Genomic DNA, 15,749 nt, shown 5'->3' on the forward strand with positions numbered 1-15,749 from the left:
CATGGTCACCTTTCTGCGCAAACGCGTCCTCTCCAGCGCCATCCCCCTGGTGTGCGTGGTGCTGGGCGTGTTCTTCCTGGCCCGGATGACCGGCAACCCGGTCGACCTCTACCTCCCGCTGAGCGCCACCGCCGAACAGCGCGCGGAGTTCTCCGCCGCGCAGGGCTTCGACCTCTCCGTCCCGGCCCAGCTGTGGAACTACCTCGTCGACGCCGCGCACCTGGACTTCGGCACCTCGCTGCGGACCGGGCAGTCCGCCACCGAGATGGTGCTGGACGCCTTCCCCGTCACCCTCCAGCTCGCCGGCGTCACCATGCTGCTTGCGATCACCGGCGCGGTGCTGATCGGCAGCCTGGCCGCCTACCGGCCCAACTCCCTGGTCGACCGGATCGCCAGCCTGCTGTCGATGACGGCCGCCAGCATCCCCGACTTCTGGTTCGCCGTCATGGGCGTCCTGGTCTTCGGCGTCAGCCTCGACCTGCTGCCCACCTCGGGCACCCTGGGCGGGCCCGAGGTCTGGGTGCTGCCCATCGCGACCCTGCTGATCCGCCCCTTCGGCGTGCTCGTCCAGGTGGTGCGCGGCAGCATGGTCTCCGCGCTCTCCGCGCCCTACGTCAAGATCGCCCGCGCCAAGGGCGCCACGCCCCAGCGGGTGATCTTCGGCCACGCCCTGCGCAACGCCGTGACGCCGGCGCTGACCGTGGCCGGCGACCTGACGGTGGGCCTGGTCAACGGCGCCGTCATCGTGGAGACGATCTTCGGCTGGCCCGGCATCGGCAAACTCATGATCGACTCCATCCTCCAGCGCGACTTCGCGGTCCTCCAGGCGGCCGTCCTGATGACCGCGGTGACGATCTTCGCGCTGAACATCCTCGTCGACGTCTGCCACGCGCTGACCGACCCCCGAGTACGTCAGGCGGTGCCGGCGTGAGCGAAGGAAGCATCATGACCGAAGAAGAGGTCCCCGCCGCGGACGGGCGCGAGGACGCCCCGGAGTCCGCCCCCGTGCGGAAGAACCCGCCGCGCTGGTGGCGGCTGCTCGGCCGGGACCGGGCCGCCGCCGTCGCAGCCGTCGTCCTCACCGGGGTCGTCCTGGTCGCCGTCTTCGGCCGGCTGTTCATCGGCGACCACGCACAACGCCAGGACCTGGACGCCTCCCTGCGGGCCCCCTCCCTGAGCGACGGCTTCCACGGACTGCTCGGCACCGACGTCCTCGGGCGCAGCGTGCTGGCCCGGCTGATCGACGCGGCGGCGACGACCCTGTCCGTGGCCGTCCCCGCGGTGCTCTGCTCCCTGCTGATCGGATCGGCGATCGGCCTGTGGGCCGGCTACCACGGGGGGCGCCGGGAGAGCGTGGCGATGCGCGTCGCCGACGTCATCCTCAGCTTCCCCTCCCTGCTCGTCGCGGTCGTCGTGCTGTACGTCTTCTCGCCCTCCGCGCTCAACATCGTGCTGATCCTCGCGGTGGCCCGCATCCCCGTATACCTGCGCACCTCCCGCGCGGAGGCCGCCGAACTGCGCAGCCGCCTGTTCGTCGACGCGGCCCGCACCTTCGGCACCCCCAGCCGGAACATCATCTACCGGCACATCCTGCCGATCGCCCTGCCGACGCTGCTGACGGTCGCCACCCTCGACTTCTGCTTCGTGATGCTCACCGAGTCCTCGCTGAGCTTCCTGGGCATCGGCATCCAGCCCCCGGACGTCAGCTGGGGCCTGATGGTCGCCCAGGGCCGGCAGTACCTCCAGACCGCCTGGTGGATCACCGTGCTGCCCGGGCTCGCCATCGTGCTCACCACCGTGTCCGCCACGGTGCTCGCCGCCTGGGCCCGCATCGCCACCGACCCCGCCCAGCGCTGGCGTCTGACGCTGCCCCGCAAGCGCCGCGGAGCCTCCGCCGCCGTTCCCCCGGAGATGATCCCGTGACGACCACATCCGCACCCGCCCCGTCCGCCACCGGCCCCGCCCTCGACGTCGAAGGGCTGTGCGTGGACCTGAGCACGGCCTCCGGGACGGTACGCGCCGTGGACGGCGTCAGCTTCAGCGTCCGCCGCGGCCGCACCCTGGCCCTCCTCGGCGAGTCCGGCTGCGGCAAGTCGATGACCGCGCTCTCGGTCGTGGGACTGCTCGACCCCGCGGCGGAGGTGACCGGGGGCGCCGTACGGGTCAGAGGCGAGGACACCCTGCGGATGAGCCCGGCCGAACGCCGCAAGCTGGCCGGACCCGTCCTGTCGATCGTCTTCCAGGACGCCCTGACCGCCCTCAACCCGGTGCAGCCGGTGGGCCGGCAGATCGGCGAGCCGTTCCGCATCCACCGCGGACTCTCCCGGCGCGAGGCGCAGGAGAAGGCGATCGAGCTGATGACCCGCGTCGGCATCCCCGAGCCGAGGCAGCGGGCCAAGTCCTACCCTCACCAGTTCTCCGGCGGCATGCGCCAGCGGCTGCTGATCGCGATGGCCGTCGCCCTCGACCCCGACGTGCTCATCGCCGACGAGCCGACCACGGCCCTCGACGTCACCGTGCAGGCCCAGATCATGCGGCTGCTGCGGGACCTCCAGGACGAGCGGGACATGGCCGTCGTACTGATCACCCACGACCTCGCCGTGGTCGCCCAGCGCGCCGACGACGTGGTCGTGATGTACGCCGGAACGGTCGTGGAGAAGGGCACGGTGCGAGAGGTCTTCTCCGCGCCCCGCCACCCCTACACCCGCGGACTGCTCGACTCCGTCCCCGAGGACGCGGAGCGCGGACAGCCGCTGCCCGCCGTCCCCGGCAGCCCGCCCGAGCTGAGCGCGGTGCCGTCCGGCTGTGTCTTCCAGGCCCGCTGCCCGCTGGTGCGGGAGCGCTGCGTACGGGAACGGCCGGCCCTGCGCGCCACCGGCGACGGACGTTCGGCCGCCTGTCACTTCTCCGAGGAGCTCGACCGTGACTGAGTCCCGCACCACCGAAATCCCCGGACCCCGGACCGACGGACGCCCGCCGCTGCTGGAGGTCCGCGGTGTCACCAAGAGCTTCGGCAGCGGCCGCCGCCGGCTGACCGCCCTGGACGGAGTGGACGTACGGCTCGGCCGGGGCGAGACCCTCGGGCTCGTCGGCGAGTCCGGCTGCGGCAAGTCCACCCTCGCCCGGGTGCTGCTCGGGCTGGAACGGCCCGACGCGGGCACGGTGCGCTACGACGGGGTCGACCCGTTCGCCCTGCGCGGCAAGGAGCTGCTGAACTGGCGGCGCCGCGTGCAGATGGTCTTCCAGGACCCCTTCGCCTCGCTCAACGCCCGTATGTCGGCCGCCGATCTGATCGGCGAGCCCTGGCGCACCCACAAGGACGTCGTACCGGACGCGAAGGCCCGCGAGAAGCGGATCCGCGAACTGCTGTCCCTGGTCGGGCTGCGGGACAGCGACGCCCACCGCTACCCCAACGAGTTCTCCGGCGGACAGCGCCAGCGCATCGGCATCGCCCGCGCGCTGGCCCTGGACCCCGACCTCATCGTCTGCGACGAGCCGGTCTCCGCCCTGGACCTGTCGGTGCAGGCCCAGGTCCTCAACGTGCTCTCGGAACTCCGGTCCCGGCTCGGCGTCGCCTACGTGTTCATCTCCCACGACCTGTCCGTGGTGCGGTACATCTCCGACCGGGTGACCGTGATGTACCTGGGCAAGGTCATCGAACACGGCGAGACCGAGGACGTCTTCGACCGCCCCCAGCACCCCTACACCGCCGCCCTGATGTCGGCCGCACCGGTCCTGGACGCCTCCCGCGCCGCCCACGACCAGGAGATCCAGCTCAAGGGCGAGATCCCCTCGCCCTTCGACATCCCCTCCGGCTGCCGCTTCCGCACCCGCTGCTGGCGCGCCGAGGACACGTGCGCCACCGGGACGCCCCCACTCGTCGTCCGGGAGTCCGCGGGCGCGGGCGACGACCACACCGCCCTGTGCCACTTCCCCCTGGAGGCGCGGTCCGCGTGGGCGTGACCGGCGCGGAGTTCGCCCTGCTCTCCCTCACCGTGGGCGTCGGCGCGGTGCTCCAGGTGTCCGTCGGCTTCGGCCTGGGCATGATCGCCGCGCCGGTGTTCTCCCTGGTCGACCCCACCTCGGCGCCACCGGTGGTGCTGCTGCTCGCCGCCGGGGTGACGGCCGCGGTACTGGTGCGGGAGCGGGGCGGGGCGGATCTGCGCGGCTGCGGCTGGGCCCTCGCCGGGCGGGTCCCGGGAGCGGCCGCGGGCGCGCTGCTCGTGGTGGTGCTGCCGGCCAAGTACCTCGCGCTGCTCATCGCCGGGGTGGTGTTCACCGGCGTCGCGGTGAGCGCGGCGGGGTACGTACCCCGGGCGCGACGCTCCTCGGTGCTCCTGGCCGGGATGGCGTCGGGGCTGATGGGCACGGCGACCTCCATCGGGGGCCCGCCGATGGCGATGGTGTGGCAGCGGCTGAGCGGGGCGCGGCTGCGGGCCACGATGAGCGCGTTCTTCCTGGCCGGCTCGCTGATGAGCATGGTCGCGCTGGGTGCGGCGGGGGCGGTGGGCACGCACACGTTCCAGCGCACGGTGCTGCTCGCGCCGGCGGCGGTCGCCGGCGTGCTGCTCGCCGGTCCGCTGACCCGGCGGCTGAACGCGCGGCACACCCGTACGGCGGCCATGGCGCTCGCGGTCGCCGGTGCGGCGGGGCTGGTGGTACAGCACCTGGGCCCAGGCGGCCTAAGTACCTTCTAAGGCCCCGCGCCGGCCGGAAGATACGGAACCCTCCCGATGTGGCGGACCCGCCTCGGAGACGAAGGTGGAGGCATCGCAGAAAGCGATGACCGACACCGGCTCCTCCGGGGGGAACACACCATGTTCGAGTACGCACTCCACCAGCTCCGTCACGACGACCTCGTCCGCCAGGGGGAGGAGCGCCGCCTGGCCCGGGAAGCCACCCGACTCCGACGCGCCGCCCGCCGCACCGCCGCCACCCGAAACCCCGAGGCGGAAAGCCATACCCGCCGCCACTGGTTCGCCCGGGCCGCGTAACCGCGGGGCGGCGACCGCACGGGGGTCGGCCGCCGCCCCGCCGTTCCCGCGGGCAGTCGTGCCGCCGCCCTCGCTCACCGCGGGCAAGTCGTGCCTCCCCCGGTGCCTCAAGGGTCTGGGAGGTACCCCCAGGGGCGGCACGGGCGGGCTGGGGGTGCTCCCGCCGGGGGAGGCACCCCGCGAGCGCCGGGCCGCGCAACCCACAAGCGCCGGTCCGCAGGACCACCCCCGCGCACCGGGAAAACCGGTGACCCGTTGCCGGAAGGGCATGACATGCTCAGGACCGTGGAGACCAAGTCCGTCAGTCCCGTGTTCGTGGGCCGCAGCACCGAGCTCGACACACTGAACACCGCCCTCACCCGCACCACCGCCGAGCCCCAGGCCCTGCTCGTCGCAGGCGAGGCCGGCGTGGGCAAGACCCGCCTCGTCGAGGAGTTCGCCGCCGCCGCCCGCCGTCGCGGCGCGACCGTCGCCCTCGGCGGCTGCGTCGAGATCGGTGCCGACGGACTCCCCTTCGCCCCCTTCTCCACCGCCCTGCGCCAACTCCGCCGCGAACTGCCCGAACAACTCGCCGCCGCCGCCTCCGGACAGGAGGAGGAACTCGCCCGCCTGCTCCCCGAGATCGGCACCGCCGCCCGCGAGGCCCGCCGCGACGAACAGGGCATGGCCCGCCTCTTCGAGCTCACCGCCCGCCTGCTGGAGCGCGTCGCCGCCGACCGCACCGTCGTCCTCGCCCTGGAGGACCTGCACTGGGCCGACGCCTCCACCCGCCACCTGCTCGCCTATCTGTTCCGCACCCTGCGCACCGGCCGCCTCGTCGTCCTCGCCACCTACCGCTCCGACGACATCCACCGCCGCCACCCCCTGCGCCCCCTCCTCGCCGAACTCGACCGCCTCCGTACGGTCCAGCGCGTCGAGCTCGGCCGCCTCAGCCGCGACGAGGTCGGCCGGCAGATCGCCGGCATCATCGCCCGCGAACCCGACCCCGACCGCGTCGACGACATCTTCGAACGCTCCGACGGCAACGCGTTCTTCGTCGAGGAGCTGGCCGTCGCCGCCGACGAGGGCTGCTGCACCGGCCTCACCGACTCCCTGCGCGACCTGCTCCTGGTCCGCGTCGAGGGACTGCCGGAGAGCGCCCAGCAGGTCGCCCGGATCGTCGCCGAGGGCGGCTCCACCGTCGAGGACCGGCTGCTGGCCGCCGTCGCCCGGCTCAGCGAGGACGACCTCATCGAGGCCCTGCGCGCCGGCGTCAACGCCAACATCCTCACTCCCGCACCCGACCGTGACGGCTACCGCTTCCGCCACTCCCTGGTCCGCGAGGCCGTCAGCGACGACCTGCTGCCCGGCGAACGCTCCCGCCTCAACCGCCGCTACGCCGAGGCCCTGGAGGCCGACCCCACCCTCGTCCCCGCCGACGAGCGGGCGACCCGCCTGGCCAGCTACTGGTACCACGCCCACGACGCGGCCAAGGCCCTCCCCGCCGTCCTCGACGCCTCCGTCGAGGCCCGCCGGCGCAACGCCTACTCCGAGCAACTGGACCTGTTGGAACGGGCGATGGAGCTGTGGGACGCCGTCCCCGACGCCGTACGGGCCACCCTGCGCCCCCTCGGCCACGCCGAGGTCTACCCTCCCTGTGGCTGCGCCCCCGAGACGACCCCGCCGCGCTACCTCGACCTGATGGCCGAGGCCGCCGTCGCCGGCCGCCTCTGCGGGGAACGCGAACGCTCGATGAAGATCACCAAGCGTGCGCTGCGCCTCCTCGACGAGGATCCGGACCCCCTGCGCGCCGCCTGGTTCTGGGTGCAGCGCTCCCGGCTCACCCAGGGCCTCGCCCGTGGCGACGGCTGGGCCGAACTCGGCACCGCACAGGACCTGGTGCGCGGACTGCCCCCGTCCGAGGTGCACGCCGAGGTCCTCGCCTCCGCGGCCGGCTGGTCGATGCTGCACGAACCCGGCCCGGAGGCCATGGCCGCCGCCGAACGCGCCGTCGAGTACGCCCGCATGGTCGGCTGCCACGACATCGAGCTCAACGCCCGGCTCACCCTCGGCGGACTCATGGTCGACGCCGGTGACATCGACACCGGACTCGCCGAGATGTACGAGGTCAAGGACCGGGCGACCGAACTGGGCGTGGACATGGTGGTGGGCCGCGCCCATGTGAACCTCCCGTCCGTCCTCGAAGGCGTAGGCCGCTCCGCGGAGGCCGCCGGACTCCTCCACGAAGGCGTCCACGTCACCCGCGGACTCGGACTGCTGGACTCCGAGGGCTGGGTGTGGGGCAACCTCGCCGAGTCCCTCCACTCCCTGGGCCGCTGGGACGAGGCGGCCCGCGCCGCGGCCAACGCCCAGCGTCTCGAACAGAGCGCCAAGCCCCGCGCCGGAGGCTCGATGCGCCTGGCGTATCTCGCGTACGACCGGGGGGACATGGCCGAGGCGGCACGCCGGCTCGCCGACGCCCGCACCTTCTTCGGCACCCACGACCCGATGCCGCAGTACGCCCTCCCCATGAAGTGGGTCGCGGTCGGCATCGCCGCCGCCGAGGGCCGCCTGGCCGACGCCCGTGCCGAACTGCTCACCGCCCTCGACACCGGACTCCCGCCCGGCACCCAGCGCTACGGCTGGCCCCTGCTGCTCGCCGCCACCACCGCGGAGGCCGACGCCTACGGCGACCCGGCGACCGAGCCCGGCCGCCCGGAGATCCTGGAACGGATCCGCAAGGCGGCCAAGACGCTGGCGACCGGCGTGCCCGTATGGCAGGCGTACGACCTGTGGCTGCGCGCCGAGCTGCTGCGCGCCGAGGGCAGGATCGCGCCGGACGCATGGTCCGCGGCCGTCGCCGCGGTCGAGCCGCTGGAGCGGCCCTTCGACCTCGCACGCGTCCGGTTCCGGCTCGCCGAGGCACTGCTCGCCACCGGAGCGGGCGTCGACGAGCGCGCCCGCGCCACGGAGCTGCTGCGGCTGGTGACCGCCGTCGCCGACCACCTCGGCGCCGCACCGCTGGCCCGGTCCGCCACGCTGCTGGCGCAGCGCGCCCGCCTCGCACTGCCTTCCGTCCCCCGTGAGCCTGCCCCCGCCGACCCGGCCGACGCACTCGGCCTCACCAGCCGGGAGCGCGACGTCCTGCGCCTGGTGGCCGCCGGCCACACCAACCGCCGTATCGCCGAGGAACTGTTCATCTCCCCCAAGACGGCCAGCGTCCACGTCTCCAACATCCTCGCCAAGCTGGGCGTCTCCGGACGGGGCGAGGCGGCGGCGGTGGCGCATCGGCTCGGTCTGTTCGCGACGGAGACGGATGAACGGCTGACGGCGGGACAATAGACGTACGATCCGGTCGCCCTTGGGAAGGGGAGCGATGTTCAACGCCTTCGAGGAACTGTTCGCCCCCGGCCGTAAACACACCCGCGACGAGCAGAACCGCCTGGAACTGACCCGGGAGGACGTCGGCGACGCCGACCCCGGACGCGGACCGATAGACCTCGCCTCCGGAAAGGTCACCGTACGCCCGCCGGAGGAGGAGCCCGAGGCGGACTGAGCGACTAGCTCACCTCCAGTTCCAGAATCCGGTCGTCCCCCTCCTTCGGGTTGCCGCGCCCGTCCGTGTTGCTGGTGACCAGCCACAGCTTGTCGCCGCCCGCCGGGGCCACCGTCCGCAGCCGGCCGTACTCGCCCTCCAGGAAGGCCTCCGGGTCCGCCGAGGCCTCCGTGCCCTCCAGGGGGATGCGCCACAACCGCTCGCCGCGCAGCCCCGCCATCCAGACCGAGCCCTCGGCGTGGGCGATACCGCTGGGGGAGGCCTCGTCCGTGCTCCACTGGTCGATCGGGTCGTGGAAGCCGCCGTCGTCCGACTCGCCCTCCGCCTCCGGCCAGCCGTAGTTGTCGCCCGGCTTGATCGCGTTCAGCTCGTCCCAGGTGTTCTGGCCGAACTCCGAGGCGAACAGCCGCTGCCTGCCGTCCCACGCCAGGCCCTGCACATTGCGGTGGCCGTACGAGTACACCGCGGAGTCGGGGAACGGATTGCCCGGGGCCGGCTCGCCCTCCGGGGTCAGCCGCAGGATCTTGCCGCCCAGGGACTCCTTGTCCTGGGACAGACCCGTGTCGCCGCTCTCGCCCGTGCCCACGTACAGCATCCTGTCCGGGCCGAAGGCGATCCGGCCCCCGTTGTGGATCTCGCCCTTGGGGATGCCCCGGAAGACCGTGTCCGGCGCGCCCAGCTGCCCACCGGCCGGTTTCCCCTCGTCGTAGATCATGCGGACGATGCGGTTGTCGGAGGCCGAGGTGAAGTACGCGTAGATCATGCGGTCCGAGGCGTACTCGGACGAGAGGGCGATACCGAGCAGGCCGCCCTCCCCGGACGGTGACACCCCGGGCACCTCGCCCAGCTCGGTCTTCTCGCCGGTCTTCCCGTCGACCCGGGTGATCGTCGCCTCGTCCCGGGAGGAGACCAGCAGATCGCCGTCGGACAGCGGGGCCAGGCCCCAGGGGGAGCTCAGGCCCGTGGTCACCGTACGGACCACCTTCACCGAGCCCTTCGCGGGCGGTGCCTCCTCCGCGCCCCTCTCCGGTGGCGATGACGACGACGTCGCCGCCGTATCGGTCGGGGAGGCGCTGCCGTCTCCGCCCGGCGATCCCCCGTCGTCGGAGGAGCAGCCGGCGGTCAGCAGGAGCGTGGCGGCGGCCAGCACGGCCGTCACGGCTCGTCGTTGCACGATCTCGTCCCTTCGACGCGGCGGGGTCCTACCTGTCATACACCGCTCGCGCTTCCGAAGTTCCCGATCGCGGAACCCCGGACCGCCGGATCACCGCCGCCGGTCCGCCGCTCAGTCCCACGACCCCTGTGCCGCGGGCAGTTCCGCGATCTCCACGAGGTCGCGTTCCGTCAGGCGCAGATCCGCCGCGGCCGCGTTCTCCACGACCCACCGCTCCCGCTTGGTGCCGGGGACCGGGATCACCTGGCGGCCCCGGCCCAGCACCCAGGCCAGCGCCACCTGCGCCGGTGTGACGTGCTCGCCGTGCCGGCGGGCGACGCGGCGCAGGCCGACCACGACCGGCTGGTTCGCGGCCATCATCTCGGCCGTGAAGCGGGGGTGCCGGGCGCGCAGGTCGTCCGCCTCGAAGCCCACGCCGGGCGTCAGCGTCCCGGTCAGGAAACCGTTGCCCAGCGGCATCGCCGCCAGGAAGCCGACCCCCCCGCGACGCGCACCACGGCAGCAGCGCCCGGAGCGCCTCCGGCGACCACACCGACAGCTCCGCCTCCACCGCGCTCACCGGGAAGACCTGCTGCACCCGCTCCAGCTGCCGGATCGTCGCGTCGTGCAGCCGCGCCCCCGGCCGCCGCGCCGAGCGCGCCCCCACCGCGCACAGCCCCAACGCCCGCACCTTTCCGGCCTGTACGAGCTCCGCCATCGCACCCCAGGTCTCCTCGACCGGGACCTCCGGGTCGGCGCGGTGCAGCTGGTAGAGGTCGATGACATCGGTCCCCAGCCGACGCAGCGACGCGTCGCAGGCCCTTCTCACGTACCCGGGGCGGCCGTTGGCCACGATGTGCTGATCACCCACCAGCAGACCGACCTTCGTGGACACGAAGGCGTCGGAGCGCCGCTCCTTCAACACCCGCCCCAGCAGCAGCTCGTTGGTGAACGGGCCGTACATGTCGGCGGTGTCGAGGAGCGTCGAGCCCACGTCCAGCGCCCGGTGCACCGCCCTGAGCGACTCCTCGCCGCGCTGCCGGGACGTGCTGTAGGCCCAGCTCATCGGCATGCACCCGAGTCCGACGGCCCCCACCGCGAGTGCCCCCGCGCCGATCGTCCTGCGCTCCACCTGGTCGTGACCCTCCCTCTCCGGCCCCCAACCTAACCTCTGCGCTCCCGCGCTCCTGAACGAGGGCCCGCCCGGCGGATCATGCCGAAGACGCGGGGCCCGGCACGCACTCCCTCACCGCCTGAAGGGCGTGGGCGGTACCCCCAGCGGCGTTGTCGCCGGTTGTCAGGGCTCCGCCCCGAGCCCTCCTCCGCTGTGCAGCCGCACGCACCGGACCCCGCTCCCCAGGGCTCGCAAGGCAACCCTGATCCCCCTCGACTCGATCCGCCGGACAGGCCCTACCCTCCGAACCATGAACGCTGCTGACGTATGGCTGCCCATTCCGCCGGACGAGATCGAGGGGCTTCCCGAGGGGCCGCACTACCGTTTCTGGGACGGCGGTGAGGAGTTCCCCGCCGACCCGGCCGACTGCGCCTTCTACGTCGTGCCCTACATGAGGCCCGCCGGGGTCGGTGTGCGCCCGCTGCCGCTGATGCGCTCCGTCCGTGTCGTACAGACCCTGTCGGCCGGCACCGACCACGTGGAGGCCGGCCTGAAGGACCTGCCCGCCGGCGTGCGGCTGTGCAACGCGCGCGGCGTGCACGAGGCCAGCACCGCCGAGCTCACGCTCGCGCTGATCCTGGCCTCGCTGCGCGGCATCCCCGATTTCGTGCGGGCACAGGACAAGGGGGAGTGGCGCGGCGGGTTCCGGCCCGCGCTCGCCGACAAGAACGTGCTCATCGTGGGGTACGGCTCGATCGGCGCGGCCATCGAGGACCGGCTCGTTCCGTTCGAGCTCGCGCGGGTGGCGCGCGTCGCGCGCTCCGCACGCACCACGGAGCGCGGTCCGGTGCACCCGCTCACCGAACTGCCCGCCCTGCTCCCGGAGGCGGACGTCGTCGTCCTCTCCACGCCGCTGACCGAGGCCACCCGGCACCTCGTGGACGCCGGATTCCTGGCCCGGATGAAGGACGGCGCCCTGCTGGTGAACGTGGCCCGCGGCGGCGTCGTCGACACCGAGGCGCTGCTCACCGAGCTGAAGAGCGGCCGCGTCACCGCGGCCCTCGACGTCACCGATCCCGAACCGCTGCCCTCGGAACATCCCCTGTGGCGGGCGCCGGGCGTCCTCGTCAGCCCGCACGTCGGCGGAGCCACCTCCGCCTTCCGGCCGCGCGCCGAGCGGTTGCTGGTCAATCAGTTGCGCCGCTACCTGAACCGGGAGGAGCTCGGCAACGTGATCCTGGTGACGGGAGCGGAAGACTTGTAGTCCGCTTCGAGTACCGTCCGCGTTTATCCGGGCGCGGTGGGTACTCGTATATTCGTTGATCGTTACGGAGCGTAGAGAACCTATGTCCCTGAGTGACGATACTGGTGTATCGTCCCGACAGGGGCTGCGCCGCTGACCAACGGCGCGGGGCAGGACACTGTGGACAGTGAGGGGGGCGACGGACGATGCACGGCCTATGGACGAGCGATCCGACGCGGCGGAGCCGTCGGCGACGACCGTGGCGCACGGCCGCGCGCAGCCGCGGTCACCACGGCGGCGGCCACCACACCCGGCACGACGGTCCCCACGACGGTCCCGGCCACCACCACAGGCACGGCAGCCGCCGCAGGCATGCCCACCCGGTGCACCGGGGGCCGAGGGACCCGGGAGCGGAGTGGACCGGGAGGTACCGGTGAGCGCGCCGACCCCCACCTCCACGATCGACGGGACACTGCGGAAGCAGCCCCCACCGACGGCGCCGCTGTCCGGTGCGCCGGCCGCCGACCGTCGGCCCGGCCCGGCCGCCCAACTCGTTCTGGCCCTGGTCTGCGCGGCCTACGCCGTCGGCGCCGCGTCCGGCTGGGGCTCGGAGCGCCTCGCGCTGATCATGGGCGACTTCGGACTGAGCGCCGCGGCCGGGGCCGCCGCCGTGTCCTGTTTCGTCTACGCCCGCAGCCCCCGCACCCGGTTCCGGCCCGCCTGGCTGATGTTCGGCCTCTCCTCGACCATGGCTTCCCTGGGCAACCTGGTCTGGGGGTGGTACGAGGTCGTCCTCGGGCTTCCCGTGCCCAGCCCCAGCTACGCCGACCTGTTCTTCCTGTGCTTCGCGCCGCCCGCCATCGTGGGGCTGCTGGTGCTCGCCAAACGGCCCGTGACCAAGGCCGGCTGGGTCTGTCTCGCCCTGGACGCCTGGCTGATCGGCGGTTCCCTGCTCACCCTCGCGTGGAGCCTCGCGCTCGCCCAGGCCGCGCAGGCCGAGGGGCCGGGCGTCGCGCACACCGCGCTGTCACTGGCGTACCCGCTGCTCGACATCGCCCTGGTCAGCATGGTGCTCGCGCTGCACTTCCGGCGCTCGGCGGTCAACCGGTCCGCGGTCAACACCGCGATCGGCGCGCTCGCGCTGACCGTGATGTGCGACGCCCTGTTCACCTCCCCGCTGCTGCACGCCGACTACCGCTCCGGACAACTGCTCGACGCGGGCTGGTTCGCCGGCTCGCTGCTCCTGGCGTACGCCCCCTGGACCGCGCCCCGCGGCGGACGGCCCGAGCGGGAGGGGCACACGCGCGTGGTCCGCGAACACCTGCCGGGGCGGCACGGCGTGCCGGACCACCATCACGGGCCGCCGCCCGGGGAGCACACCCGGCATCCGCTCTCCCGGCCCATCGCCGGCTCCCTCGCCGCGCTCACGCCGTACCTCGCCGCGGCCGTGTGCACCCTGGGGATCCTCTACAACGTCCTCAACGGCCGCAGTGTCGACCGCGTCGTGCTGCTCACCGGAGGCACGGTGGTGCTCGCGCTCGTCGTGCGCCAGGGCATCATGCTGCTCGACAACATCACCCTCACCCAGGAACTGGCGCAGAAGGAGAACCACTTCCGCTCCCTGGTGCAGGGCTCCAGCGACGTCATCATGATCGCCGCCCCCAGCGGCATCCTCCGCTACGTCTCCCCGGCCGCCGCCGGGGTGTACGGCAGGCCCGCGGAGGAGCTGGAGGGAACCGAACTGGCCGGTCTCATCCACCCGGAGGACCTGGGCTGTGTCGTGCACGAGGTGCGCCGCTTCCTCGCCGCGGACCCGGTCGAGGAACCCACGACCCGCATCGAGTGCCGTTTCCGCTTCGGCGGTGGGGGCGCCTCCCGTTCATGGGGGTCCCTCCGCTCGAGCGAGGCCGAGAGCGGGGGAGAAGCCGAGAGCGGGGGAGGCTGGCTGAACGTCGAGTCGACCGTCAACCGGCACCACGGCGGCCTGATCTTCAACAGCCGTGACGTGACCGAGAGGGTGCGGCTCCAGGCGCAGCTCCAGCACAACGCGGAGCACGACCCGCTCACCGACCTGCCCAACCGCGCCCTGTTCACCCGGCGCGTCCAGCAGGCCCTGTCCGGCCGCCGCGCCTCGGACCGGGGAGCCGCCCTGAGGGGCACGGCGGTGCTCTTCATCGACCTCGACGGCTTCAAGGGCGTCAACGACACCATCGGGCACCAGGCCGGGGACGAGCTGCTCGTCCAGGCCGCCCGCAGACTCCAGGACGCGGTCCGCAAGGGCGACACCGCGTCCCGGCTGGGCGGCGACGAGTTCGCGGCCCTGATCGTCGGGGACGGCGTCCGTGACCGGGATGCCCGTGAACGGCACATCCTGGAGCTCGCCGACCGCCTGAGAGCGACCCTCTCCCAGCCCTACGTCATCGACGGCAACGATGTCCGGGTCGACGCCTCCATCGGCGTGGCCTTCGCCGAACCCGGCCTCGGCGCGGGCGAACTGCTGCGCAACGCCGACCTCGCCATGTACCGGGCCAAGGCCGCCGGCAAGGGCCGTGTGGAGCTGTACAAGCCGCAGATGCAGCAGGACGTGGTGCGCAGGGCGGAGCTGGCCACCCGGCTGCGCGCGGCGCTGCACCACGGCGAGTTCGCCCTGCTGCACCAGCCGGTGGTGTCCCTGGAGGACGGCCGGATCACCTCGGTCTGCGCCCAGGCGCGCTGGCGTTCCTCCCAGGGGGCGCTGTTCACCCCCGCGGAGTTCCTGCGCGTGGCCGAGGACAGCGAGAGGACCGCCGTGCTGGGCCGCTGGGTGCTGGAGGAGGCCGTCGAACAGGCCGCCGAACGGCACGCGACAGGTCTGCCCGTCCCGGTGGCCGTCCGGCTGAGCGCGCACCGGCTGCTGGACCGGTCACTGCCCCTGGGCTCGATCGAGGCCCTGCTGACCCGGCACGGGCTGCCGTCCGGCTCCCTGGTCGTCGAGCTGGCCGACACCGACCCCAGGGCGTCGCTCGACGAGCTGGAGCGCCGGCTGGCCGTGCTCAAGCGGCTCGGCGTCCGGATCGCGCTCGACGGCTTCGGCAGCGGCCCTGCGGCGATCACGGCCCTGAGGCGGCTCCCCGTCGACGTACTGAAGCTCGACCGGGGCATGGTCGACGGCGTGGTGGAGTCCGCGCGACTGCACAAGATCACCAGCGGTCTGCTGCGGATCGCCTCCGACCTCGGGATGCAGTCCGTGGCCGACGGTGTGGATCTGCCCGAGCAGGTCGCGGCCCTGCGCGCGATGGGCTGCACGCACGGGCAGGGCAAGGCCTTCTCCGAGCCGCTGGACGAGTACCGGCTGCGCAGGGCGCTGGCCGCCGGGCACTACCCGGTGCCGCCCGGACCGGCCGAACCCGTGTTCGTCGGCGGTGGCTCCGGGGTGTACTCCACCGGAGGGACCGCCGTACTCCAGGGCGGTACGGCACTGCGCTCACATAATGAGACTCCCGTCCCACCCACTTGACAGTGAGTGTGCGCCGGGGGGAGGGTCAGTGCCATGCGCACCCGAATTCTCGTACTTGGAAAGCGCGTCGGCTGACGCTGAGCCTCGACCGCTCAGCGACCACCACCCGGCGCGCTCCCCTCGCTTGCCTTATGGCACGAGGGGTTTTTTGTTGCACAAGCACCAGCCGAGCAGCACGCGTAACCCGCACGAACTTCGCAAAAACCCTCAGCAT

The 15,749-nt window shown here is 73.0% G+C and carries 11 protein-coding genes and 1 pseudogene; 10 read left to right on the forward strand and 2 right to left on the reverse strand.

Annotated elements, in window-relative coordinates; all coding sequences use genetic code 11:
- The first annotated feature begins 1 nt into the window (after window position 1).
- The 8 genes from ACH4VX_RS12805 to ACH4VX_RS12840 all read left to right on the forward strand — a co-directional run bounded on the left by ACH4VX_RS12805 (window position 2) and on the right by ACH4VX_RS12840 (window position 8,529).
- Window positions 2-931, forward strand: a complete 930-nt coding sequence (locus tag ACH4VX_RS12805) for an ABC transporter permease (RefSeq protein ID WP_398367428.1) — start codon at window positions 2-4, stop codon at window positions 929-931.
- Between the two features lie 14 nt (window positions 932-945).
- Window positions 946-1,923, forward strand: a complete 978-nt coding sequence (locus ACH4VX_RS12810) for an ABC transporter permease (protein WP_398367429.1) — start codon at window positions 946-948, stop codon at window positions 1,921-1,923.
- Complete coding sequence (locus tag ACH4VX_RS12815; protein ID WP_398367430.1) at window positions 1,920-2,930, forward strand: ABC transporter ATP-binding protein; 1,011 nt, start codon at window positions 1,920-1,922, stop codon at window positions 2,928-2,930. Before ACH4VX_RS12810 ends, ACH4VX_RS12815 begins: the two co-directional genes overlap by 4 nt.
- Window positions 2,923-3,963: an ABC transporter ATP-binding protein gene (locus ACH4VX_RS12820; RefSeq protein WP_398367431.1), complete on the forward strand. Its 1,041-nt coding sequence runs from the start codon at window positions 2,923-2,925 to the stop codon at window positions 3,961-3,963. Before ACH4VX_RS12815 ends, ACH4VX_RS12820 begins: the two co-directional genes overlap by 8 nt.
- The gene (locus tag ACH4VX_RS12825; RefSeq protein ID WP_398367432.1) at window positions 3,954-4,697 is read left to right on the forward strand and encodes a sulfite exporter TauE/SafE family protein; all 744 of its coding nucleotides are present in this window, start codon (window positions 3,954-3,956) and stop codon (window positions 4,695-4,697) included. The genes ACH4VX_RS12820 and ACH4VX_RS12825 overlap by 10 nt, the downstream gene beginning before the upstream one ends.
- A gap of 120 nt (window positions 4,698-4,817) precedes the next feature.
- Window positions 4,818-4,994, forward strand: a complete 177-nt coding sequence (locus tag ACH4VX_RS12830; RefSeq protein WP_398367433.1) for a hypothetical protein — start codon at window positions 4,818-4,820, stop codon at window positions 4,992-4,994.
- 273 nt (window positions 4,995-5,267) lie between these two features.
- The gene (locus ACH4VX_RS12835; protein WP_398367434.1) at window positions 5,268-8,315 is read left to right on the forward strand and encodes an AAA family ATPase; all 3,048 of its coding nucleotides are present in this window, start codon (window positions 5,268-5,270) and stop codon (window positions 8,313-8,315) included.
- A 34-nt stretch (window positions 8,316-8,349) separates the two neighbouring features.
- On the forward strand, window positions 8,350-8,529 hold the full coding sequence (locus ACH4VX_RS12840) for a DUF6191 domain-containing protein (protein ID WP_398367600.1): 180 nt from the start codon (window positions 8,350-8,352) through the stop codon (window positions 8,527-8,529).
- A gap of 4 nt (window positions 8,530-8,533) precedes the next feature.
- Here ACH4VX_RS12840 and ACH4VX_RS12845 read toward each other — a convergent pair whose 3' ends face one another.
- Window positions 8,534-9,742: a PQQ-dependent sugar dehydrogenase gene (locus ACH4VX_RS12845; protein ID WP_398367435.1), complete on the reverse strand. Its 1,209-nt coding sequence runs from the start codon at window positions 9,740-9,742 to the stop codon at window positions 8,534-8,536.
- Window positions 9,743-9,814: 72 nt separating this feature from the next.
- A pseudogene (locus ACH4VX_RS12850) lies at window positions 9,815-10,814 on the reverse strand (aldo/keto reductase).
- 292 nt (window positions 10,815-11,106) lie between these two features.
- On the opposite strand from ACH4VX_RS12850, the gene ACH4VX_RS12855 reads away from it, so the two are divergent.
- On the forward strand, window positions 11,107-12,060 hold the full coding sequence (locus tag ACH4VX_RS12855; RefSeq protein WP_398367436.1) for a 2-hydroxyacid dehydrogenase: 954 nt from the start codon (window positions 11,107-11,109) through the stop codon (window positions 12,058-12,060).
- A 412-nt stretch (window positions 12,061-12,472) separates the two neighbouring features.
- Window positions 12,473-15,535, forward strand: coding sequence for a putative bifunctional diguanylate cyclase/phosphodiesterase (locus ACH4VX_RS12860; RefSeq protein WP_398367437.1), 3,063 nt, complete (start codon window positions 12,473-12,475; stop codon window positions 15,533-15,535).
- Window positions 15,536-15,749 lie beyond the last annotated feature (214 nt).

The organism is Streptomyces sp. NPDC020731 (assembly GCF_044334705.1).
In the GTDB taxonomy this organism is placed as follows: Bacteria; Actinomycetota; Actinomycetes; order Streptomycetales; family Streptomycetaceae; genus Streptomyces.